Source organism: Roseovarius sp. SK2, assembly GCF_028807495.1.
Taxonomy (GTDB): domain Bacteria; phylum Pseudomonadota; class Alphaproteobacteria; order Rhodobacterales; family Rhodobacteraceae; genus Roseovarius; species Roseovarius confluentis.
In genome coordinates this window covers 42501-66735 of sequence record NZ_JARAMK010000008.1, presented here as the reverse complement: position 1 = coordinate 66735, position 24235 = coordinate 42501, and the positions used below count along the sequence as shown (strand labels likewise).

Annotated in this window: 16 protein-coding genes, 1 tRNA gene, 2 rRNA genes and 1 pseudogene (1 of these 20 running past the window's edge); 1 reads left to right on the top strand and 19 read right to left on the bottom strand. The window is 61.7% G+C overall.

Going from position 1 to position 24235, the window contains the following annotated elements; genetic code table 11:
• From PVV74_RS15190 to PVV74_RS15180, 3 genes are all read right to left on the bottom strand, one after another.
• Window positions 1-1536: a pilus assembly protein TadG-related protein gene (locus PVV74_RS15190; protein ID WP_103763826.1), complete on the bottom strand. Its 1536-nt coding sequence runs from the start codon at window positions 1534-1536 to the stop codon at window positions 1-3.
• A gap of 10 nt (window positions 1537-1546) precedes the next feature.
• A complete protein-coding gene (gene cpaB / locus PVV74_RS15185) occupies window positions 1547-2527 on the bottom strand; it encodes a Flp pilus assembly protein CpaB (protein WP_274593790.1) in 981 nt (326 codons plus the stop codon).
• Window positions 2528-2656: 129 nt separating this feature from the next.
• A complete protein-coding gene (locus PVV74_RS15180; protein WP_274593789.1) occupies window positions 2657-2830 on the bottom strand; it encodes a Flp family type IVb pilin in 174 nt (57 codons plus the stop codon).
• A 543-nt stretch (window positions 2831-3373) separates the two neighbouring features.
• Between PVV74_RS15180 and PVV74_RS15175 the strand changes: the two genes are divergently transcribed.
• Entirely contained in the window at window positions 3374-4207 is an 834-nt protein-coding gene (locus PVV74_RS15175; RefSeq protein ID WP_274593788.1) for a helix-turn-helix domain-containing protein, read from the top strand.
• Between the two features lie 171 nt (window positions 4208-4378).
• Here PVV74_RS15175 and cysG read toward each other — a convergent pair whose 3' ends face one another.
• The 16 genes and pseudogenes from cysG to PVV74_RS15095 form a co-directional block, all read right to left on the bottom strand.
• Window positions 4379-5824: a siroheme synthase CysG gene (gene cysG / locus PVV74_RS15170; RefSeq protein WP_274593787.1), complete on the bottom strand. Its 1446-nt coding sequence runs from the start codon at window positions 5822-5824 to the stop codon at window positions 4379-4381.
• A gap of 12 nt (window positions 5825-5836) precedes the next feature.
• On the bottom strand, window positions 5837-6787 hold the full coding sequence (locus PVV74_RS15165) for a glycosyl transferase family protein (RefSeq protein WP_274593786.1): 951 nt from the start codon (window positions 6785-6787) through the stop codon (window positions 5837-5839).
• Entirely contained in the window at window positions 6784-9414 is a 2631-nt protein-coding gene (locus tag PVV74_RS15160; protein ID WP_274593785.1) for a nitrate reductase, read from the bottom strand. The genes PVV74_RS15165 and PVV74_RS15160 overlap by 4 nt, the downstream gene beginning before the upstream one ends.
• Window positions 9414-9743 (bottom strand): nitrite reductase small subunit NirD, encoded by a 330-nt coding sequence (gene nirD, locus PVV74_RS15155; protein ID WP_274593784.1) that lies wholly within the window; start codon window positions 9741-9743, stop codon window positions 9414-9416. Before nirD ends, PVV74_RS15160 begins: the two co-directional genes overlap by 1 nt.
• Entirely contained in the window at window positions 9740-12178 is a 2439-nt protein-coding gene (nirB, locus tag PVV74_RS15150; protein WP_274593783.1) for a nitrite reductase large subunit NirB, read from the bottom strand. The genes nirD and nirB overlap by 4 nt, the downstream gene beginning before the upstream one ends.
• A gap of 13 nt (window positions 12179-12191) precedes the next feature.
• Window positions 12192-13136, bottom strand: coding sequence for a GAF domain-containing protein (locus PVV74_RS15145; RefSeq protein ID WP_274593782.1), 945 nt, complete (start codon window positions 13134-13136; stop codon window positions 12192-12194).
• A gap of 26 nt (window positions 13137-13162) precedes the next feature.
• On the bottom strand, window positions 13163-14839 hold the full coding sequence (locus PVV74_RS15140) for an ABC transporter ATP-binding protein (protein ID WP_274593781.1): 1677 nt from the start codon (window positions 14837-14839) through the stop codon (window positions 13163-13165).
• A gap of 43 nt (window positions 14840-14882) precedes the next feature.
• Window positions 14883-15959, bottom strand: coding sequence for an ABC transporter permease (locus tag PVV74_RS15135; RefSeq protein ID WP_274593780.1), 1077 nt, complete (start codon window positions 15957-15959; stop codon window positions 14883-14885).
• A 108-nt stretch (window positions 15960-16067) separates the two neighbouring features.
• Complete coding sequence (locus tag PVV74_RS15130) at window positions 16068-17435, bottom strand: CmpA/NrtA family ABC transporter substrate-binding protein (RefSeq protein WP_274593779.1); 1368 nt, start codon at window positions 17433-17435, stop codon at window positions 16068-16070.
• Window positions 17436-17701: 266 nt separating this feature from the next.
• Window positions 17702-18871, bottom strand: coding sequence for an ABC transporter substrate-binding protein (locus PVV74_RS15125; protein ID WP_274593778.1), 1170 nt, complete (start codon window positions 18869-18871; stop codon window positions 17702-17704).
• Window positions 18868-19452 carry an ANTAR domain-containing response regulator gene (locus tag PVV74_RS15120; RefSeq protein ID WP_103763837.1) on the bottom strand — a complete coding sequence of 195 codons (585 nt, stop codon included), beginning with the start codon at window positions 19450-19452 and terminating at the stop codon, window positions 18868-18870. The genes PVV74_RS15125 and PVV74_RS15120 overlap by 4 nt, the downstream gene beginning before the upstream one ends.
• 265 nt (window positions 19453-19717) lie before the next feature.
• Window positions 19718-20023: pseudogene (locus tag PVV74_RS15115) on the bottom strand (IS3 family transposase); the annotation flags it as partial.
• Between the two features lie 316 nt (window positions 20024-20339).
• Window positions 20340-20416 (bottom strand) — tRNA-Met (locus PVV74_RS15110).
• Window positions 20417-20507: 91 nt separating this feature from the next.
• The gene (locus tag PVV74_RS15105) at window positions 20508-21935 is read right to left on the bottom strand and encodes a DUF2252 domain-containing protein (RefSeq protein WP_274593777.1); all 1428 of its coding nucleotides are present in this window, start codon (window positions 21933-21935) and stop codon (window positions 20508-20510) included.
• 162 nt (window positions 21936-22097) lie between these two features.
• A 5S ribosomal RNA gene (gene rrf / locus PVV74_RS15100) occupies window positions 22098-22212 on the bottom strand.
• Window positions 22213-22301: 89 nt separating this feature from the next.
• Window positions 22302-24235, bottom strand: a 23S ribosomal RNA gene (locus tag PVV74_RS15095); it runs 1512 nt beyond the window's last position.

Here is a 24235-nt window from a genome sequence, read left to right as displayed (position 1 = left end):
CTATCGATACAACTGAACGACGTCGCGGAAGATGCCGCCGAAACCATCGGTGCCTGCACCGGCGCCAACGGTATCGGGAAAACTCACAATCTCGCCGTGAATGTCGAAACTGGGCGGTGAACCGCCGTCATCCCCAACCGGTTCGGTCAGGAAGACGCTAACGAATTTCGACACAGGCACGCCGCTCGTGGCGCCCGAGATGGCAGTCTTACCGCAATCGACGCCGGCGGCCGTGATGACCCGCCGCTCGGGGCCGCCCGGCGACGCGGTCGAGCATATCGGGCGCCCGGTTTCGGACAGGGAAGGATCAAGTATGGCGTTCGAGCCGGGACCGTGTGGATTCTCATTTCCATACGCGATCTCGCGCAGGTACATGCCAAAGCGTGTGCCGGCATATTGCGTGTTCGTCCCGGTAAGGGCAGGCAGGTGGGTGTCGCTACCGATGCCGTCCGCGATGCCGTCGGCGAGGTCGTGGTTCTTGTTGAGATATCCGGCACGGTCCCACGTGCCGTCCCCGAACCGGTTGTTTCCGCCACAGCTTCCCGTGGTCATGCACAGGTCGCGCCCCAACGCCGTCGTGTCGCCGGTCGGCTCTTCATTGCCCTGGATGCAAGCACCACCGCCGTTCTTCTTGATCCCCTTGATGACGTTCGGCGCCGGGGCAAAATCCTCGTTGCTCTTTTCTCCATTCAGTACGGAGCGGTAGATGTCGAACCGCACGTTGAACGCCGCGTTTGTGATGCCGACCTTCTGGCCGGGCTCGGTATCTATGCCGTTGGTCAGAATGCACTGGGTGATCTGCTTTTGCGCGGCGATCAGACAGGCCAGCTTGTTGCCGCCTTCGTCGGCACAGACCCCCGAGCTGTCTTCGAAAGCGGCGAGGTCGATGAAACCGAAATTGCCGGGGCCCCAGGCCGAGCCGTTTCCGCCGCTGCGCAGCAGGATCTGGTCTCCGATATCGAGGGACGTCTCCCAGTCGGAAGGCAGGCAGAACATCAGGGGTGAGATATCACAGGCCGCCTGCGTGAAGCCGGCCACAGCCTCGGCCGACAGGTCCGTCGTGGCAAAACCGTTTCCGCCCAGCAGTTTGTCGAGTGCTGAAGCGAGGGTCATACTGAGGGATTTCGGCGTCAGGACCACCTGGACGAACTTGGCCTTGTTGGGATCTGTCGTGGCATCCGCGCCAAGCGGTGTAAGGTCCGATGCAGGGAGGGAAGAGTGAAAGGTCAGCGTGTAGTCGGCAGCGCCGGACAACGTGCCTGACCCGGTGGTGAATGTCTGGCTGTCGCTGATCATATTCGCCGCCGCGTTCGTCGAGCGGGTGATAGCATCGCTGCGGCCATCGAGTTCGCCGGCCGCTGCCAAGGCGACGTGGTCGGCGAAGGCCTGCATCTCTGCCTGGGTGGAGCCCAGCCGGCCAATATCGAGCGTGATCGCAAGAAACCCCAGGAAGGCGATCAGCGACGTGCCCCATAAAACGGCGACCGTGCCGTCCTGGTCTTGGGAAAACCTTGCTATGATGCGATGGGGCCGCATGGGATGGATCCTATTGCCCGATCACTTGCGTGACATCGACGTTGCCGTTTTCGGTCGTCACGGGCGAACGTTCGATATCATCGGTATCGCGGGTTGTCGGGGTCTCGGATTCCACGGCCGGTGCGATGGGCTGCACCGGATCCAGCGTCACCGAAGGTTCTGCCGCTGGTACCAACTCCAGACTGCTGCGTGGAATGGTGACGACCTCGGATACAGTGCCGCGACGCACCCGTATCGTCGGTTGCTTCTCGACCTTTTCCGCCGGACCCTCCTCTTGCAGCAGGTCGCGCAGGCGCACCATTTCCATCGGTTTGTCCTCGACCCCGTCCAGGGTTCGAAGCGTCAGGTTGAGCGTTCCGGCCTTTTGGGCCAGTGCGAGGCGTTGGCCTTGCTCGGCCGTGACCTCGACCGTGATCGTGCGCGCGACCTCGGGCGTGTCATTGAGCTCCTCGGATTGCTGGTCGACGCCGATCACACGGATGTTTTGCAGAATGGTTACGGCCCGCAATTCCATCTGGGCACCTTGCGTCAAAACGATATCGACAAAGTCGCCGGGCGTGACGAAACCGCCGACGGCAGTCACCGCGTCGACCTTGATCGCCATTGCGCGGGTGTTTTCACCCAGCTTCTGGACCAGTGTCACCCTTTCGCCGAAGGCAGACACCTTTGAGGCCAGCATCACTTCGCCCGGAAAGAACCGGCCCTTCGCGCGGCGCAGCTGCACGCGGTCGTTGGGCACAAGATTGACAAGATCGAAGAACGCCCCTGATGGCAGGGCTTCGCGTGGCCATTTGTGCAGGGTGACGAGATGGCTTTCGATTTCCTGGCCGAACGCGATTTCCGAGCGTGCGACATAGATCTCGACCAGTTCGGTGTTCGGTGATGTGGTCGTGTTACGAGCTCCATTCAGAAGCTGATCCTTGGCCACGAAAACGGACCCGCCCGCGATCGCAATTCCAAATAGCGTCGTTAGTATCGGCTTGGCACGCATGGTCGTCTCCAAAAATATGTTTCTTTGAACGAAGGCCGGGACATCGTCAGATTTTCCGGCGGCTGTTATATCTGCGCCAACGCATTTGAGCGTGGCGCAGATTTTTTGTTTCTTAGAAAGCTTCTAGCTTCAGCACGTCGTGCCAACTGCTGTGCAGGCTTTTGAAACGTTGACTTCGACACCGTCACCCAAAGCTGTCATGGCCGTGGTGCCAATGGCCGCGATCACCATAAGCGCGACGCCGTATTCCACCATGGCTGCGCCGCTTTCGTCTTTGGCGAATTTCTTGAAGAGTTTGATCATGTTATCCCCCATAAGGATTTTTTGAAATTAACCCCTGGCGACATGCCGGGGCGCAAGCTTGGCAAGGCTCTGCCTCAGCTCGAAATCCAGCGTATAGGAATGAGTATTGGCTACGCTTCCATCAAACGGCGTGTAAATTCCGCTTAAGGTAGTGATTTTTTGGCTAGCTTCTTGTTCCGCGCGATAAGTTTATACGCCGTGGGACCTGGCGGATTCTTGAGCACGAATCGGTTGGCGTTCAAATCGGGTGCGTGGCCATTTTGCTTTGGGACATAAATTGTCTCCAATCACGGCGATTTTAAGGTTTTATCCACATCCGGAAAAACCAAGACAAATTCTGAAGCGAATTTTCAAGAACTGCGCCAGTCAATAAAAGTGCATACAATTCAGTATGTTGCGCTTGTCTTGATGGCGATCTCGGAACAGAAGTTGCCGTAATCCCGCCATATTTCTTGCCATTTGAACCTTATCCCCAGAATATTAACGACGTTTTGGGGATATTTTTTCCGGCCTGCATTTTGGGGTTGGAAAGGGGTTGGAGTAATGGGGACCAATTTTTATGGTCGTGATCGCTCGTCTGAAAGTTTCGGACTGGTGGCAGGGTGGGCGAATGCCCTGAACGGCAATGGCGATCTTGCCGAATGTCTTGAGCAATTGATGCGGCTGGTCCGGGCCGATGCCGCGCTGATCACCCGCATTTGCCTGAAAGATTCGAAAAGCAGGTACATCGCACGCTGCACTCTTCGCAAGGGCGAGGTCTGGCCGACTCAACCACGCGTTTTTACCGTCGACCTTATGGGCGACTGCTTGCGTATGGCCAGGACCGGATCGATCTGGAAGCTGTCGGAGGCTGAAGGCCGCGAAGGCGCAAGCCTGCATGGCCACCGGGAACCGCAGGCGGGCAAGTTCGCGGAAATCATCGCGATCCCCTTGTGGAAGGGGCATGCCAGTGTCGATGTTCTCGAGCTGCAGTACCTGCATAGTCCGGCGCAGCACGATCTTGATCTGGTCGTGACTCTGATCGGAACACTCTCGTCGTGCTGGGGCAGCAGGGTCTCCGGCGTAATTGCAAAAACGCTGGTGCGGGGACGGAAACTGAGTTGCGTCGAGGCGCCATACGACAGCGATGTTCCCTTGCTGGACTGCGAGAACCCGGCACATTTGAGTAGGTCCGAATTCCGTGTCTGCACCCTGTTGAAAGAAGGAATGACGGTTTGCGCAATTGCTGAGTCCTTGTCGATTGCGCCAGCTACGGTCCGCACGCATCTCAGTTCTGTCTTTTCCAAGACGGGAACCTCCAATCAGGTTGAACTGCTGCACAAGCTTAACAGACAAAAAGCAATGTTCGCCGAAGTGGCGAACCGGCGCTCTATCTAGGCAAAGCGCGTACGCTCGCTCTTACATCATTATTGATCGCGAATGCGCGCCTCGTCGATATGGATCATTTGCCCCATCGGTTTGTCCGCCGAGTTTCGCGTATTTCCTCATAACCAGACAATTTGTCTTGCACGAGCAGCATCCCTTGGTTTTCCGAATGTCTATAAAAGACTATCCGACCTTCCAGTCCTGCAGGGAAATCACAGTCCTTTCCGCCATGGGTGCAAGTCTGGCCAGAACCGGGCCGTTGGCCGACTGTTCAGCACATCGCTTTGGCCAGGTTACCAGCAGCACGGCGCAACCATGCACTTTGTTGCTGTCCAAGGTTCTTTCAATCGCCCCGATGGTGGTTGTGATGTGTCGCTGATCCGGCTTGGAGACGTCGCAGGCGATGTCGACTGGAGCGTCTGCTGGCAAACCCTTCTTCATTAGGTCGTCGGCGAGGCGTCCGGCATGACGCACCGCCATGTAGAAAGCCGTCGTCGTCCCCGGGCCTGAGTGACGCGTGCTATCGGGCACAGGATCGTCGGCACAGCCGGACCCCGTTGTCAGGACAAGGGTGTCGGCGACGTTTCTTTCCGTCAGGCTCTGGCACAACATCGCGCCGGCCGCAGAGGCCGCCGTCACGCCCGGCACAAGCTCAACGGGGATCCCGGCGGCGCGAGCGGCCTCGATTTCCTCTGTTGCGCGGCCGAATATGCCGGGATCACCGGATTTCAGGCGGACGACGCGTTGCCCCTTGGCCGCGGCCGCCACGATCACCTGGTTGATCCGCTCCTGAGGCCAGGCATGGGCACCCACATGTTTGCCAACGAAGACGCGTTCCGCGTCGCGGCGGGCCAGTTCGAGCACCTCCGCATCCACGAGACGGTCATAAAAGATGATATCGGCCTCTTGGAGGCGTTCTACTGCGCGAAGCGTAAGCAGGTCGCGCGCCCCGGGGCCAGCCCCGACGAGGCTGATCTGCCCGGAACCGGCGCCCTCTGGCGCGCCGCCTGCCTCGATGGCGGTTTTGATCACACGCGCGGCGTCGCGTTCCTCGCCACGGGTCCAGGCGCCGCGGGGCGCCCCTTTGAAAACCCAGGCCCAGAGCGCACGTCTATTTGCACGGGGCACCTGCCGTTCAACCGCCGGGCGCAAGCGCCCTGCCAGCGCCGCCAAGCCGCCGAGCGTTTGCGGCAGCATCTGTTCCAGGCGGGTCTTGATGTCGCGGGTCAGGACCGGCGCCGTGCCTTCGCTGCCGATGGCCACGACGATTGGATCACGATCAACGATCGCCGGCGTGGTCAAGTCGCAGAGGTCGGGCTGGTCGACCACATTGACCGGGCAGCGCACGGCTTTCGCCAGTGCATGGGCGGCGGCATCGAGCCCCGGGCAACCGGTACCGATCAGCGCCATGGCCGCCCCCTCGAAGACAGAGGCCGAGAGCTGCGTCTCATGCGTGGCGCGGCCTTCGTCGACCAGCATGCGCAGTTCATCTTCCAGGCTGTCAGCGACGAGAACCAGGCTGGCATCTGTCTTGAGCATCAGACGCGCCTTTTGCGCCGCCTGCTCGCCGCCACCGACGACGACGATCCGGCACCCGGTGGTGCGTATGAACATGGGAAATGCCTTCATCGGGGTCTCCTTTCAGGCGGCGCAAAGTCGGACGCGGTTCTGCCAGAGCAAGTCTGCCTGCCGCACCGGATTGGCATGGCCAAGCGTATCGAGGGCGAGGGCTGTGGTGGTGACAACGAGGTCGGTCTCAAAAGGCGGGCGGCGGCGGCCCTGCCAGAGATCGGACAACGCAAGGTTGCCTTCGGCATTGAGCTTGCGGGTTTCATCGCGCAACGCAGGCCGCGTTTCCTGCCAGGGGCGCCCTTGACGCAGCCCGAAAGCGGCAATGTTCTTGGCCGGATTGCTCTCGAACTCTCCACCGGCCCCCTTGATGATGCTCAATGCCTGCCAGCCGAGATGCATCGCAGCGTCCGCCTGAAGCTGGCGGTAGGACGGGTGAAAAACGCCCTGAACACTGGCCGCTGCGCGGGCGGGGTTGAGCATCCGGCAAACGGTATTGACGCAGGAGCGCAGACCGAGGACGTCCCGGAGGTTCAGAAGCCGAAACAGGCCCGGATGAAGGGAGTCCAGCGGCATGTAGGCAATGCGATCACGGTCCAGCAGGCGGGCGGCCTCCTCCGGGTCCTCGGCGAGACCGATACCCACCTCTGCCAGTCCGTCACGTACCTTTCCGTCCGGCCCGTTCCAGCCATGCAGCAAGATCCGATGCCCCGCATCCGCCACAAGGCGCGCAGACAGCAGGAACCAGGGCTGGCCCCGTGTCCGTCCGGCGGCATAGCTTGGCCAGTCGAGATCGACAGGCGGCAATGCAGGCGCCGAGCTGGCCGCCGCCTCGGCAAAGCCTGCGATTTCCTCCGCGGTCTCCCCTTTCATGCGCAAGAGCATAAGCAGGGCACCCACTGCTTCCGGCGCAGCATCACCAGACAGCATGAGCGTCATGGCCTCACGCGCCTCGTCCTTTGTCAGGCTGCGTGCTCGACCCGGGCCGCGCCCCAGTATGCGGACATGATCCTTGAGCGTCATTCGGCGGCCTCCCTTGCGGTCAGACCTTGCAAAAGCTCTGCGATCTCGGGGCGGCAGGAGCCACAGTTCGTCCCGGCGCGAAGAACTTCGCCGATAGCCTCGACGCTGAGCGCGCCCTGGGTTTCGACCGCGTCCAGGATCGTGTTGACGCCGACACCGAAGCACGAACAGATCACCGGCCCCGGATTGGGAACATCGGCGGGCGGGCGACCGGTCAGGGCCTCATGCGCTTCGGTCCCCGGTAGCGTCGCGAGATAATCGCGCATCACCGCAACAGGCGTGGACGCGACAAAAAGTGCTCCGATGATCCTGGAATCTTCGTGCAGCACGACTCGGGCAATCCCGCGGGCCGCATCGGTCATGGTGGATGCGACCGCCTCGCGTGCCGCGAAGAGGCGGCGCGCCTCGGCCTCCCAGTCTTGCACGGGATGCGACCCGGCCAGTTCCGCGCGATATCCCGCTTGGGCGCGGCTTTGTGCCCAGTACTCACACTGAAGCACCATGGGCGCCGCGGAAACGGCGAACCCGTACCAAGCCGCGTTGAGGCGCGAGACGGCGACGACGCTCGCCTTGCTTTCCGGTTGCCCGGAGACAGGGTCCGTGGCGGCAGCGACAAGGGCATCGATCCGGGCGCAAGGTGCGGTTTCGCCCGTCCAGTGCATCGGCGCGAAAACCTGACCCGGTAAGACGGCATCGGTGATCCGCGCCCGCAGGATGGCATTCCCCGTGGGACTCGTGACCGTAGCAAGATCAGCGGCCGAGATGCCAAGGCGCGCGGCATCGGAGGGGTGAATTTCCAGGAACGGCTCGGCAAGATGGGCCGACAGACGCGGGCTGAGCGCGGTGCGGGTCATGGTGTGCCACTGGTCCCGCACACGGCCCGTATTGAGGCGAAAGGGAAAGCGCGGTCCGGTTTTGGCCGCTGGCGGGCGCCACGACACGGGAAGAAGGCGGGCTTTGCCATTCGGGTGATAGAACGCGCCGTCGCTGAAAAACCTCCCACCCTGCCGCGTGGCCGCAATCGGCCAACGCTGCGGCTCCAGCCGGTCATAGGCACGGTCGCTCATGTCGGACAGGCCCGAGATGTCGAAATCACGGCCAAACCGACCGGCGATACCCGAAAGCGTGGCATATTCGCGGAAAATCTCTGCCGGGCTGGCGTAGTCGAAGGCGCGGCTGAACCCCATCCGCTGGCCAACCTGCGCGATGATCTGCCAGTCCGGGCGGGCCTCGCCCGGCGCGGGCAGGACACGGCGCTGGCGGCTGATGGTGCGGTCCGAGTTGGTGACGGTGCCATCCTTCTCGGCCCAGGCGGACGCAGGCAGGATCACATGCGCCAGGCGCGCGGTATCCGTTTGCTCGGTGATATCGCTGACCACGGTAAAATCACAGCCGGCGATGGCGTCGCGCACCGCATCGGCCTCTGGCATGGAGACCACAGGATTGGTGTGAATGACCCAGAGCGCCTTGATCCGTCCCTCGCCCACCGCGCGGAACATATCGACGGCCTTGAGGCCCGGCGCCACCGGCATCCGGGGCGCGTCCCAGAAACAGCGCACGGCGCCGCGGTGATCTGCGTTCTCGATATCGAGGTGACAGGCCAGCATGTTGGCCAACCCGCCAACCTCCCGTCCGCCCATCGCGTTGGGTTGACCTGTGACCGAGAACGGACCGCAGCCCGCCTTGCCGATCCGCCCGGTGGCCAGGTGGCAGTTGAGGATCGCATTGACCTTGTCGGAACCGGACGTCGACTGGTTCACGCCCTGCGAATAGATCGTGACCACGCGCTCGGTACGCATCCACAGATCGCAGAACGCCGCGACCTGCTCTGCGTCCAGCCCGGTGACCGAGAGATCGGAGGTGCGCGCAGCTTCGAGCGTCGCGTCGAAACCTTCGGTCCTCGCAAGAAAACCCTTGTCGAGCGCGCCGCCCTCGTAGAGTGCCGTGAATAGCTGGTTGAACAGAGCGACGTCAGAACCGGGCTGAAGCGCCAGGTGCATGTCCGCACCATCGCAACTGGCCGTGCGGCGGGGGTCGATGACGACGATCTTCGTGCCCCGGGATTTGCGGGCGGCCAGCAGGCGCTGATAGAGAACGGGGTGGCACCAGGCGAGGTTCGAGCCGACCAGCACCACGAGGTCAGCCTCGTCTATATCCTCGTAGGTGCCGGGCACGGTATCGGTGCCGAAGGCGCGCTTGTGCCCGGCCACCGAGGAGGCCATGCAAAGCCGGGAGTTCGTGTCGATATTGGCCGAGCCTATAAAGCCCTTCATCAGCTTGTTGGCGACATAGTAATCCTCGGTCAGCAACTGTCCCGAGACGTAAAAGGCCACGCTGTCCGGCCCATGACGCGCGATGGTGTCGCTGAACCGATCCGCGACCAGTTGCAGCGCGTCGTCCCAGCCTGCGTCCTGCCCATTCACACGGGGGCGCAGCAGCCGGTGATCCAGCCCCACTGTCTCGCCCAGAGCCGTGCCTTTCGAACACAGCCGCCCAAGGTTGGCCGGGTGCGCGCTATCGCCCTTGACCTCCAGACCGCCGTCGCCGTCACGCCGGAGCAGAACGCCGCAGCCAACGCCGCAGTAGGGGCAGGTGGACCGGGTCCGGGGCTGGTCGGCGCCATCCATCACGCGGCGTCCCGCGCGGTCAGGCCGGCGCCGTCGAGCAAAACGCGGCCATCCTCGACCTTGAGCGGATAGGTGGCGATTTTTCCGGTCTCTCCTCGTGCTTGCCCGGTCTCAAGATCGAAGACCCAGTTGTGCAGCGGGCAGGTGACAGACTGGCCGTGGACGATCCCCTCGGACAGCGGCCCGCCCTTGTGCGGACAGGTGTTGGACGTGGCGAACACCTCGTTGTCCGCGGTGCGGAACACGGCGATACAGCCGTGCGACGTCTTCAGCTTCCGCGCTCCGCGCAGAGGGATTTCGTCGATGGCGCAAATGTCGATCCAGCTCATTCCGCGGCCTCCAGCGTGAGATCGGCCAGCGGCTGAAAGCACTCGGCCTGCTTGGCATGGTCCGCCCAAGGATCCTTGCGGTAGATCGACTGGCTAAGCTCGAAGGCCGCGACCAGCCGGGCGCGCTCGTCGGCGCTGGCCAGCGTCTCTTTGACCCAGTTCAGCCCGACTTTTGCGACCCACTTGTAGGGCCGGTCGAGGTACTTTGCGTTCTCCCGGTAGAGCTGGATGAAGGCGGTGGTCCACTCGATCGCCTCGGCCTCGGACGCGACATCGACCAGCCGTTCGGTTTCCTTCACGTCCATGCCGGCCGCGCCCCCGACGCCAACCTGGTAGCCGCTGTCGACGCATATAATCCCCACGTCCTTGCAGGTGGCCTCGGCGCAGTTGCGCGGACAGCCCGACACTGCCAGCTTGACCTTGTGCGGGGTCCACGCCCCCCAGAGGATTTGTTCCAGCTTGATGCCAAGGCCGGTGCTGTCCTGCGTGCCGAACCGGCAGTGATCGGTGCCGACACAGGTTTTCACCGTGCGCAGCCCCTTTGAATAGGCGTGACCCGAAACCAGCCCCGCCTCGTTGAGATCGGCCCAGATGAAGGGCAGATCCTCGCCCTTTACGCCCAAAAGGTCGATCCGCTGGCCCCCCGTGACCTTGACGGTGGGCACATCGTACTTGTCGGCGGCATCGGCGATGGCGCGCAATTCGGCGGCGTTGGTGATGCCGCCCCACATGCGCGGCACGACGCTGAAGGTGCCATCCTTCTGGATATTGGCGTGCTTGCGCTCGTTGACGAAGCGGCTTTGCGGATCGTCACGGTATTCCAGCGGCCAGTCCGCCAGCAGGTAGAAATTGACCGCCGGACGGCAGACGTGGCAGCCGTTGCGCGTCTTCCAACCCAGTTCCTGCCAGACGGCGTCCTGGCTTTTCAGTTCCCGGCCCTTGATCAGCCGGCGCACATCCTCGTGTGTCAGATCGCAGCAGCCGCAGATGGGCTGCGCCGCGGGCACTTGGAAGTCGTCGCCCAGCGTGACTTGCAACACCTGTTCGACCAGCCCGGTGCAGGTGCCGCAGGAGGCGCTGGCCTTGGTCTGCGCGCGGACCGCACCCAGATCGGTCGCGCCGCCCGCGATGGCGTCGGTGATGGTGCCCTTGCAAATGCCGTTGCAGCCACAGATTTCCGCGTCACGCGGCAATGCTGCAACGGCTGAGAGAGGGTCCGATGCGGCACCTCCCTGATAGGCGGGCCCGAAAATCAGCGTCTCGCGCATCTCCGAAATGTCCTCGCCCGACTGGATGAGGCCGAAGAACCAGTTGCTGTCGGCGGTGTCGCCGTACATCACCGCACCGATCAGCCGATCGTTTTCGATGACCAGCCGCTTGTAGATACCGCGCGCCGGGTCGCGATAGACGATGTCCTCGCGTCCCTCGCCCTCGGCAAAATCCCCGGCGCTGAAAAGGTCGCAACCCGTGACCTTGAGCTTGGTCGACAATTCCTTGGGCGTGAAAGCGGCATCGCGACCGGTCAGCGTCGCGGCGACGACCTTGGCCTGGTCGTAGAGCGGCGCGACGAGGCCGAAGACCGCGCCATCATGTTCGATGCATTCGCCGACCGACAGGATGTTTTCATCCGACGTGATCATCTGATCATCCACGTGGATGCCGCGCCCCACGGCCAACCCGGCCTCGGCGGCCAGCGCGGTGTTGGGGCGAATGCCGACGGCCATGACCAGCAGGTCGCAGGGCAGTTCTGTGCCATCCTCAAGCACAAGCGCCTTCACCTTGCCATCTTCGCCTACAATCTCCTTCGAATTGGACGAGACGCGCACGTCGATGCCGCGCCGCTCAAGATCCTTGCGCAGCAGGTAGCCCGCCGCCGGGTCCAGCTGGCGGTCCATCAGGTGGCCCATCAGGTGCACCACCGTGACCTCCATCCCGCGCATCCGCAGCCCCGCCGCGGCCTCCAGCCCCAGAAGGCCGCCACCGATCACCACCGCGCGGGCACCCTGAGTTGCGGAGGCATCGATCATCCGGTTGGTGTCTTCGAGGTCGCGATAGGCGATGACCCCGTCAAGGTCATGCCCCGGCAGCGGGATCATGAACGGGTTCGACCCGGTGGCGATCAACAGCTTGTCATAGTCCACCGTGCCGTTCTCACCGGTCACGGTCCTGGCGATCCGGTCGACTTCGGTCACCTTTTCGCCGAAGCGGTATGTCACGCCATGATCGGCGTACCAGGTCTCATCGTGGGTAACGATCTCCTCGTAGGATTTCTCACCCGACAGGACCGGTGACAGCATGATGCGGTTGTAGTTGCCGCGTGGCTCGGCGTTGAAAAGCGTCACGTCCCAGCCGTCGGGATCGGCGTCGAAGAGGTGTTCGAGCGCGCGGCCCGAGGCCATCCCTGCGCCGATCACCACGAGTTTCTTGCGTGTCATGGCTTGGTTCCTCTCAGTTGTACCAGGCGACGATGTGGGTGAGCGCCTCGCCGCGATAGACCGGCAGGCCGACGAAACTGGTGTAATCCGCCGGGAGGCCGGAGCCGCCTTGCGCCACGACCGGCAGCCCCGAGCCGAGCACTTGGCCCACAACGCCTTTCCACGCGGTGGCGGTTGGCGCCTCGTCTCGCGTGCCGTCGCCGTCATCACGCCAGAGCGGCCCTTCGCGTTCGCAGATACCGTCAGCCAGGAAGGCGCGCGGATCCCGCGAGGCGCGCACATTCCAGATCTCGAAACGGCGCGCGATCGGCGTGCCGCGCGCGGAAAGAAGCGTCAGCACGCAGGGATGCTTTCCCGGAGTCGCCACCGGAAGCCCAAGCCCCGTGGTCAGCCCCGCCTTTCCCGCGGCCGAGGCGCGGATGAACTTGTAGCCAGAACCAAGGTCGCGCATCAGGATCGGCGCCTGTGCCGCCCAGACCGCCCCCGGCAGGCCCTGCCCCTTGGGAAAATGCGTGTGCTGCGAGACGAACTCGAACTCCTCAGCGGCTCCGAAATATCCATCATCGAGCATCAGCATCCCGTTGCGGTCCTCGGTCCAGACCTCGATGGCGCCGACGCGCGCCTCGTCGTCACCGCACAGAACGACCAGTACGGCCTTCAGCGTGGCGCCGGCGAAGACGGGCACGGCGACTGCGCTGGTCAGGCCGGCCTCCTTCGCCGCCTCGATACGCTGGAAATATGACCCGTCGAATCCCTTGAGCACAACCGGCCGCGCCTCGTTCCAGGCCTTGCCGGGCAGGCCCTCGCTCTTGGCGAAGCTGGTCTTGCGCGAGGTTTCCTCGAACGCGGCGAGCCCGTTGTAATTGCCGCCTGCCAGCACGAGACGATCGCCCTCGGGCACCCAGACTTCGCAGACCTGGATGAAAGTATCGGTGGCAGCTTGCGCTATGGTATCCATGGCGGGTGTCTCCGTGACGGGCGCGGTCATGCTGCAGCCTTGCGCGATGCGCCGGTTTTGGGTTTTGCGCCGTGCTCGTATTCCTCGAGGAAGTCGAGCACCTGCTGGCGGTAGCGGTAGTAATCCGGGTGCGCGAGCAGCGCCTTGCGGCTGCGCGGGCGTGGCAGATCGACCGATGTGATCCGACCGATGGTGGCCTGCGGACCGTTGGTCATCATCACCACGCGGTCGGCCAGCAGGATCGCCTCGTCCACGTCATGGGTGACGCAGATCGCCGTGACCTTGGTGCGCGACCACACCTCCATCAGCACTTCCTGCAATTCCCAGCGTGTCAGGCTGTCGAGCATCCCGAAGGGTTCATCGAGCAGCAGGAGCTTGGGCGACAGTGCAAAGGCGCGGGCGATGCCGACCCGCTGCTGCATCCCGTTCGACATGTCGCAGGCGGGCTTGTCCATCGCATCGGCCAGCCCGACGCGTTCGAGGTAGTATTCCACAACGTCCTGACGTTCCGACTGGCTGGCACGGGGATATACCTTGTCGACACCGATGGCGCAGTTCTCCCGTGCCGAGAGCCACGGGAAGAGGTTCGGCGACTGAAAGACCACCGCACGCTCGGGATCGGCCCCCTCGACGTGGCGCCCGTCAAGCTTGATTGCGCCCTTCGAGATGGCGTTGAGACCCGCCGCCATGGTCAGAACCGTCGACTTGCCACAGCCCGAATGTCCGATCAGAGAGATGAACTCGCCCCGGTCGATCTTCAGGTCGAAATCCTCGACCACGGTCAGCGGCCCCTTGGGCGTGGGGTAGACCTTGTGCAACTGGCTGAAATCCAGGAACCGCTCGTCGATCAGACCTTTCTGGGCGTCCTTTACGGCAGAGGGCAGGCCATGGATCGGGGTCACGTCAGGCAGGTTGCGCGTGCCCTCGACCTTGGCCTCGATCCCGACATCCATCAGGTACTTGGTCACCTCGGCGCGCAGGCGCTTGAACGTGTCGTCCGTGTTCATCTCCATCCGGTCGCGCGGGCGCGGGATGTTCACCGTGAACTCCTCGCCCAGCGTGCCGTCGGGATTGAGCGCGATGATCCGGTCGGCGAGGATGATCGCCTCGTCCACGTCATTCGTGATCAGCACGCAGGTCTTTTGGTCCGTCTGCCAGATCCGCTCGATCTCGTCGGCAAGATTGGCGCGTGTCAGCGCGTCGAGCGCCGAAAGCGGCTCATCCAGCAGCAACATCTCGGGGTTCATCGCAAGCGCGCGGGCGACGTTGACCCGCTGGCGCATCCCACCCGACAATTCCGCCGGGCGGCGCGTCGCGGCATGGCCGAGGCCGACCATCTCGACGTAATGCGCCACCTTCTCCGCCTTCTCCGCGCGGGACAAACCGGGAAACACCGTGTCCACCGCAAGGCCCACATTGCCGTTCACGGTCAACCACGGCATCAGCGAATAGCTCTGGAAGATCACGCCCCGCTCGGGGCCGGGCCCGGTGACGGGCGCGCCCTTGAAGCTGACGCTGCCCTTCGTCGGGTGTTCCAGCCCCGCCATCAGGTTGATCAGCGTGGTCTTGCCCGTACCGGAAAAGCCCAGCAGCACGAGGAATTCGCCCTCCTGCACCTCCAGGTCGATATTCTTCAGCACGTGGGAAGCGTGCAGACCGGTGCCGAAACTTTGGCTGACGTGGTCGAGTTTGAGAATGCTCATGACATTTTCCTTTTGCGCTACCGCTTCGCTGCTCGAGCGCGGGTCACCGGTTGTTCGTGAAGGTGAAGAGGGATTGAAGCGCGTACATCACACGATCCAGCAGGAAGCCGATGATGCCGATGGTCAGAACAGCGACCATGATCCGGGCGAGGCTCGACGAAGACCCATTCTGGAATTCGTCCCAGACGAATTTGCCCAGGCCGGGGTTCTGCGCCAGCATCTCGGCGGCGATCAGAACCATCCAGCCCACGCCCAGCGACAGACGCAGACCAGTGAAGATCAGCGGCAAGGCCGAAGGCAGAACCAGTTTGGTGATCTTGGTCCAGGTGTTCATCTTCAGCACTTTCGAGACGTTCACCAGGTCCTTGTCGATCGAGGCCACGCCAAGCGCCGTGTTGATCAGCGTGGGCCAGAGCGAACAGAGCGTCACGGTGACCGCGGAAATGATGAAGCTCTTGGGAAAAAGCCCCTCGTCGGTCGCCGCCAGCGCGGAAACGATCATCGTGACGATAGGCAGCCACGCCAGTGGCGAGACCGGCTTGAAGATCTGTATCAACGGGTTTAGGCCCGCGTTGGCGGTCGGTGACAACCCCGCAAGGATGCCCAGCGGCACGGCCACAAGCGTCGCCAGAAGGAAGCCGAAGAATACCGTCTGGATCGAGGTCCAGATCTGCTGGTAGTAGCTCGGTGCACCGGTATAGGCACGTTCCTTGGGTTCCCGCCCGCTGGCGATCAGACGCTCGTTGAGCTGATCGACCTTGACCTGGAACTCGGCCCGCTTCTCGGCCTTGGCCACCGCATCGTCATGCAGGTTGACAGCCTCGTCCCAAACCTGAGCCGGGCCGGGCACGGCACCGAGCGAGGTTTCGACCTTCGGCGCAAGCGCGGCCCAAAGGAACAGGAACGCAGCGATGGCCAACAGCGGCACGGCAAGAAGCCGCCAGATTTCCTTGGCCTGCGCCCTCGGGTTGTCGCCCGCCGCGGCCTTGAGGATCGGCGTGGCCCAGCTCAGGCCAAGGACCTGAAACCATTTGTCCGCAGTGTTGATGCGGGTGAAGAGCCGCGCTCGGCGCGCTTCGCGGTCTGCGCTTTCGGTGAAATTCGGATCGACGGTGGTCATCTGTCTCGCGTCCTTCGTGTCGGGAGGAGGCCCCGGATCCTCGTCCGGGGCGCGATGTCTGGGTGCGCCCTGCCTCGGACCTGGATCCGGGGCCTCCGGCGCGCGGCGTCAGCCTTCGACCTCGGTGCCAACGACGATCTGCTCGCCCTTCAGGCCGATGGGCAGGCTGTCGAGGTAGGCGTTGGGCGACTTGCCGTCATAGGTGATGCCGTCGATGATGTCCTCGGCCGGGGTCAGGGCCTTGTAGCCGTCGCTGTCCCAGGGAAAATCCGCCTCATCGGCCAGCCCCTCGTCGACCAGCAGGCGGGCGGCTTCGAGATAGATCTCGGGCTTGTAGACCGACTTGGCGACCTCGTCGTACCAGCTGTCGGGCTTGGGCTCGGCGATCTGGCCCCAGCGGCGCATCTGGGTCAGGTACCAGATGGCATCCGAATAGAACGGATAGGTCGCGTTATACCGGAAGAAGACGTTGAAATCGGGGATGTCGCGCTTGTCGCCCTTCTCGAACTCGAAAAAGCCGGTCATCGAGTTGGCAATCACTTCGGCATCCGCGCCCACGTACTCTGGACGGCTCAGGATCTCGACCGCTTCGGGGCGATTGGCGTTGTCGTTTTCATCCAGCCATATCGCGGCGCGGATCAGCGCCTTGGTCACCGCCAAAGTCGTGTTGGGGTTTTCCTCTGCGAACTCGGCGGTGATACCGAATACCTTCTCGGGATTGTTCTTCCAAAGCTGGTAGTCGGTGATCACCGGTACGCCGATGCCTTTGAACACCGCCTGCTGGTTCCACGGCTCGCCCACGCAGTAGCCATAGATCGTACCGGCCTCCAGCGTGGCGGGCATCTGCGGCGGCGGGGTCACCGACAACAGGACATCGGCGTTGATCTGCCCGGAGATGTTCTCCTGGCTGTAATAGCCCGGATGCAGCCCGCCGGCGGCCAACCAGTAGCGCAGCTCGTAATTGTGGGTCGAGACCGGAAAGACCATGCCCATGTTGAAGGGCTTGCCCTGCGCCTTGTAATCCTCGACCACCGGCGCCAGCGCCTCGGCCGAGATCGGATGCTGCGGGCGGCCGTCCTCCATCTTCGGAATATGCGGCAGCATCTGGTCCCAGACCTCGTTCGAAACCGTGATCGCGTTGCCGTTCAGATCCATCGAGAACGGCGTGATGATATGCGCCTCGGTGCCGAAACCGATCGTGGCCGCCAGCGGCTGACCGGCCAGCATGTGCGCGCCGTCAAGCTGCCCGTCGATCACGCCGTCCAGCAGGACCTTCCAGTTCGCCTGCGCCTCGAGCGTGACAAAGAGCCCTTCGTCCAGGAAATATCCCTGTTCATAGGCCACGGCCAGCGGGGCCATGTCTGTCAGCTTGATGAAGCCGAAGGTCAGTTCGTCCTTTTCCAGGTCCAGAAGTTCGGCCATGGCCGGGCTGGCGAGTGCGGTCGTGGCGGCGAGGCCGCAGAGAAGCTTTTTCATCATTCGTCCTGTCGATGCGCCCGGGCTGGCTTGAGATGTGGCCGGGCTGGAAACGCAAAAAAGGCCGTTCACCATCCCCCGACATGCGTCGGTGAAAAGCGAGCGACCTTGCTCAGACTGTCCCTGTCATTGGGAAGAATTCTGTCCGATCCACCCCGTTGCGGATCGACGACCTCTTTTTGGCGCGTCCGAGAGCTGCAAGCCAGAAAAATCCCGGTAATCCGACTTAAAAGGGCGCAACACGTGGACGGTTGATTAAAAAGTGATCACCACGGATCGTCCGGGTCGAAAACCGCGCCATCAAAAAAACGGTCCGGGAGCAGATTCAACTGCCCGCGAGAGGACGCCACCGCCGTCGGATGCAGAATCGCCCCCTCCACCTTGGCCGACGCGCCGGGCAGATCCGCATCGGTCTGCGCCATGTGCTGACGATAGAGATCGGAGCGAAAGACCATAGCCGCCGTCTCCAGGTCCGATTCCGTTCCGTGCGCGGCGGCAAGGCGATGGGCCAGCCATTTCGACTGGCTGCGCCAGGGAAACGTCGCGGCGGCCCCCTGAAAGCGCAGGAAACCGTCGCAGTCGCGTTGTTCGCCCCTGCGCGACAGGATCATCCGGCCCGACAGGGCTCGGTCAATCAGCTCCAGCGGCAGGTCGAGGTATTCCTCCCGAGACAGGATCTGGGCGGCGGTGATCCGGCTGTCCGGCTTGGCCAGCCAGCGGCTCGCCTGCCACACGGCGCGTATCAGACGGCCAAGCAGGTCCGGCTCGGTCTCGGCCCAGTCGGTGCGCGTGGCCAGCACCTTTTCCGGCGCCCCCTGCCAGATCGCGCGCCCAGGCAGCAACAGCGCGCCCACGCCCCTGTCCACAGCGACCGATCCCCAGGGCTCCCCTACGCAGAAAGCATCAATGTCTCCCGCTTCCAACGCCTCGGCCATCAGCGGCGGCGGTACGGTGCGGATCTCGATATTGTCGAGGCCCAACTCTGTCCGTTCCGCCCAGTAACGCAGCAGTTCCACATGCATGGAAAAGGGAAAGGGCACGCCGAAGACCAACTTGTCGGCATGTACCGCTTTCAATGCCGAGGCCGCCGCGCGTGCATCCGTGAAGTCGAAGGCGAAGTCGGTGGCGCGCAGCTTGGCTTCGAGCGGACGCCCCACGCCGATCACGTTGCCGTTGACCGACAGGACGCAAACCGCCGAAAGCGCGGCCCCCATACCACCAAGTCCCATGCTCATGGCCACAGGCACAGCAGACAGCATGTGCGCCGCGTCGACCCGGCCAAACCCCAGCATGTCGCGCAATGACGACCACGACGGCGCGGGCACCAGGTCCAGCCCGATCGCCTCGGCCTCTGCAAAGCCAAGCTCATGGGCGATGATCAGCGGCGCGGCGTCCACCAGCGGCATGTAGGCGACTGGAATGGTAACGCGCCTCATCCCAGCAATCCCGCAGCGGTAACAAGCGCCTCTGCGACGTCGGCCACCTTGCGCCCCTGATCCATCGCGGTTTTGCGCAGCAATGCATAGGCTGCGTCCTCGTCAATCCCCTTGGCCTTCATCAAAAGGCCCTTGGCGCGATCAATCACCTTGCGCTCTTCCAGCGCCCGTCGAGTTTCCGCCAGCTCATTTCGCATCTGGCGCACAATGCTGAAACGGGCAATTGCGGTGTCGATCACTGGCTTGATACGTTCAGGCGCCAACCCGTCGACGACATAGGCCGACACGCCAGCCTCGATCGCCTCCCGCGCCAACCCACCTGCCGCTCCCGAGACGAACATCGCCACGGGCCGATCCAGCGGACCCGAGGCCAAAGTCAGTTCTTCCATCATGTCGCGAGTCGGGTTGTCGATGTCGATCAGGACCATATCCGGCGAATGCTCGGCAATCTTGCGTGCAAGGCTCGAGTAGTTTCCGATCACGTAGACATCGCAATCGCCGGTTTGCTCAAGCGCATCGACGATCCCGGTCGCCCGGTCGCGATCTTCTTCCACTACCACAATGGTGAGACGGGCCTGCATGGGTCTTTACTGCAACTGCGTAGCGCAGCACTCAAGAGAACAAGTTCCTTTTCCGGCGACCCGGTTCGCTTTGAAGTGTCGTTAAGGTACTTGCGTTGAAATTTTGAGCAACAGCGGGTTTCGTCCAAATGCTGCGTGCGCATCAATGTCCGCTCTGAAGTAGCTGCTTTGCGGCAAACTAAATCTACATACGGTCAGATTTGGGTCGCTTTCGACGATCCGACAGTCTGGGCGGATTGCCGACCTTTGAGGTGCCGCTAGTTTCCTAGACAGCTGCCTTGTTCAGTTTCTGCTGTCTGATCTCATAGTCAACGGGCGACGGCATGCCCTTGTTCGTATGTTTGCGCTTCGGGTTGTAGAACAGCTCAATGTATTCGAACACGTCCTGCCTGGCGGCGTCGCGGGTCGGGTAGGTCCGACGCCTGATCCGCTCTCGCTTTAGCAATTGGAAGAAGCTTTCGGCCACTGCGTTGTCGTGGCAGTTGCCTCGTCTACTCATGCTGGGTTCAAGGTTATCCTGGTGCAGAAACGTCTGCCACTCCCGGCTGTTGAACTGGGAGCCCTGGCTCGACAGATCGAAGCGGCGATCACGGCGCGCGGTTCGTGCCCTAAGACGCCTTCTTCGCTGGAGGCGGTAGACCTCGACATGGTCTACGGAACAGTGGTGGGCCAGCTGGATAACCTCTTAGTCGGGCCAAAGGAGGTTGTCATCGCGAAGGAATTGCTCCGCCAACTTTTCTCCGAGATTCGTGTCCGTCCGGACGATAACGCCCGAGACGGGCTCGCGGTGACAATCCATGGTGACCTTGCCAAGATTGTCACTGCTGATAGCCCAAACAGAAAAAGCGCCCCAAAGGGCGCTTTTTCTGTTCTTAGTCAGATTTCAATGGTTGCGGGGGTAGGATTTGAACCTACGACCTTCAGGTTATGAGCCTGACGAGCTACCGGGCTGCTCCACCCCGCGCCAATGCCGGGTATCTACTCCTGCGCCAAGACCTTCGCAAGGGGCCGCGTCGGCATTTATTACATTTTTTTAACAAGACCGACGGAATGGTTCACCGGAACACGACATCGAGACTGTCAAATGCCCCATGCTTGTGGTCCTCGCGGAAAAACCCGTGGTCGCGCTCCAGCCGCTGGACCGCTTCTTCGGTGAATCGGACGATGTCATCGACGAACAATTCCAAGGGAGAGATAGCCTCCATGATCGACGGCTCGACGTCGTAATCGATTCGCCCCAAGTCGTCCGACAACGCATGCGCCTGCGCCAGCGCGGCGCCACAGACCTTCGCGTAACGCTTCCACGACTTGAAGCTCAGGTCATCCAGGTCGATGTCATCGCGAAACGGCGCCCGCTCGCGGCTCATGAAGCTTTTGCCGTCAATCTCGACAGCGCCGTAAAAGATATCGCCATGCGCGAGTTGCACACGCTGCCCATGCTTGATCCGCTCGGCCTGCTTTCCGGCATAAAACGCGTTCGGCGGCGTCAACCCGTCCAGTGCGGATCGGCGCGCGGCCTTGAACTCGATGATAAGGTCGTCGGTCGCATCCTGCGACGGCCCTTCGATCAATACGTAGTACCGTGGCAAACCCAGCGAGGCCGTGCCCTGACCGTGCCGCACGCAGACGTCCTTGACGTTCAACTCCCCGGCCCGGTCCGGCGCGTCGATGCCGTTGGACTTGGCCAGGTCGTTGATCGCCGTCTGGAACTTGTCGACCTCGGTCGACAGCGGCTGCAACTCGTCATCCGACCGAAAGCCGCGGCCGTTCGGCGTCAGGTAGTCATCCCACAACCAATCCTTGCGCTGTTCCCACGCCTGCTCGAACAGCCGCTGGATGACCTTTGGCGAATTGTCGATCCGGTAGGCGTCGTTGCTTTCGGTCGATCTGTTGGCGTAGCGCTGCATGGCCAGAGCGTAGCCCTGGACGAATTTGCGGACGATCTTGCGCGCTTTTTTCGGCTTGAGATCGCCTTCCTCCAACGCTGCGATCCAGAACCCCACGGCGCCTCGCTTTATGTCCCAGCTGAACGGCGCATAGGTCGTCTCGTCAAAATCGTTCACACCGAAAATCGGCGCCCCGTTCCGGTCGGGCATGACACCGAAATTTTCGGGATGCACGTCCCCCAGCGCCATCACCGTGGGCATGTGGCCATCCTCGCCAGCCATATCGCGATAGAACAGAAGCGCAGTACCGCGGAAAAAATGAAACAGGCCGTCCGACAGCTTGTCGAACTTGTCCTGCGCTTCCTTCGAGCTCTCCGAGATCCGCGCGGAATGATCCTCACGGATTGTCGTCCGCACGTGCAGCCGACGCGCCTGGCCTTCCAGAAACTTGGGCGGGACAAGATACTTGCCCGCGGCAATGCCCGCGCTTAGCCGGGCAAAGGCCTTTGACCGCCGCTCATAGCGGTCCTCGATAGACTTCTCGGGCGGATCGGGGGCCTTCACGGTCTTGGATTTTCCGGAGTTCGTCTTGGACATCGCGTTCCTTTCGCCTTCAAAAGCCAACGGAACGGTTGGAACGAAAGTTCCCCGGGGCAGAAAGGTCGCGCGCATGCCTAGAACAGGCGCTGCAACTTGCAGATCAATCGGAAAATTTTAGGGAAAATCGAAAGAGAGATACAACTCCAAGGATCTTACTAGGTTTGGCGGTGACCTACTCTCCCACGTCTTGAGACGCAGTACCATTGGCGCTACGGCACTTAACGGCCGGGTTCGGGATGGGACCGGGTGTTTTGCTCGTGCTATGACCACCAAACCGAGAAAGATCCTTGAATTCCAAGTCAGCACACTTGTTTAAGTGTACGGCTTCTGGATCCGCATAAGCCAATCTGGCTTTTACTGGATCAAATCAAGCCTATCGGACAATTAGTACCGGTCAACTGAACGCATTGCTGCGCTTACATCTCCGGCCTATCGACGTGGTGGTCTACCACGGTCCTCAGGGATACCTTGTTTTGAGGGGGGCTTCCCGCTTAGATGCCTTCAGCGGTTATCCTGTCCGTTCATAGCTACCCAGCACTGCCGTTGGCACGACAACTGGTCCACCAGTGGAACGTTCACCCCGGTCCTCTCGTACTAGGGGCAACTCCTCTCAAGTATCCTACACCCACGGCAGATAGGGACCGAACTGTCTCACGACGTTCTAAACCCAGCTCACGTACCTCTTTAAACGGCGAACAGCCGTACCCTTGGGACCTGCTCCAGCCCCAGGATGAGATGAGCCGACATCGAGGTGCCAAACACTGCCGTCGATATGGACTCTTGGGCAGTATCAGCCTGTTATCCCCGGCGTACCTTTTATCCGTTGAGCGATGGCCCTCCCACTTGGGACCACCGGATCACTATGGCCGTCTTTCGACTCTGCTCGACTTGTCAGTCTCGCAGTCAGGCTGGCTTATGCCATTGCACTCAACGAGCGATTTCCGACCGCTCTGAGCCAACCTTCGCGCGCCTCCGTTACGCTTTAGGAGGCGACCGCCCCAGTCAAACTACCCGCCACGCAGGGTCCCGGACCCGGATAACGGGCCGCGGTTAGACATCAAGAATGCATAGGGTGGTATCTCAAGGATGGCTCCACCACGACTAGCGTCATGGTTTCAAAGCCTACCACCTATCCTGCACAATGCAGTCCTGATGCCAGTGCGAAGCTGTAGTAAAGGTGCACGGGGTCTTTCCGTCTAACCGCGGGAAGCCTGCATCTTGACAGGCAATTCAATTTCGCTGAGTCGATGTTGGAGACAGCGGGGAAGTCGTTACGCCATTCGTGCAGGTCGGAACTTACCCGACAAGGAATTTCGCTACCTTAGGACCGTTATAGTTACGGCCGCCGTTTACCTGGGCTTCAATTCGACGCTCTCACATCTCCTTTTAACCTTCAGGCACCGGGCAGGCGTCAGACCCTATACGTCGTCTTGCGACTTCGCAGAGCCCTGTGTTTTTAGTAAACAGTCGCCACCCCCTGGTTTGTGCCCCCGGACTTCAGTTGCCTGAAACCCGGGCCTCCTTCTCGCGAACTTACGGAGGTATTTTGCCGAGTTCCTTCAACATCGTTCTCTCAAGCGCCTTGGTATTCTCTACCAGTCCACCTGTGTTGGTTTAGGGTACGATCTTATGATGGAGCTATTTCCAGGGACTGCTAAGCTGCCCATTCAATCCGATAAGGATGAACAACCTTCGCAATCCGTCACTTCCATCTGGCTCAGGAATATTAACCTGATTCCCATCGACTACGCCTTTCGGCCTCGCCTTAGGGGTCGGCTTACCCTGCTCAGATTAGCTTTAAGCAGGAACCCTTGGACTTTCGGCGAGAGTGTCTCTCACACTCTTTGTCGCTACTCATGTCATCATTCTCACTAGTGATCTCTCCACGGGATCGCTCACGCGCCCGCTTCATCGAAAGCTCCTATCCTCCAAAGCACCTCGGAAGGTGCTGAAGAGGAGTGGAACTATGTCACACTACGCTCTGCTACCAGTGCATACGCACTCCTCGGCTTCGGCTCATGGCTTGAGCCCCGTTACATCTTCGCCGCAAGACAACTTATTTAGACCAGTGAGCTGTTACGCTATCTTTAAAGGATGGCTGCTTCTAAGCCAACCTCCTGGTTGTTTTGGTCGTCTCACCTGCTTTCCCACTTAGCCATGAATTGGGGGCCTTAGCCGGAGGTCAGGGTTGTTTCCCTCTCCACTACGGGCGTTAGCACCCGCAGTGTGTCTGCCATCTAGTACTCCTCGGTATTCGGAGTTTGGTTAGGATCAGTAAGCCTGTGGGGCCCCATTAC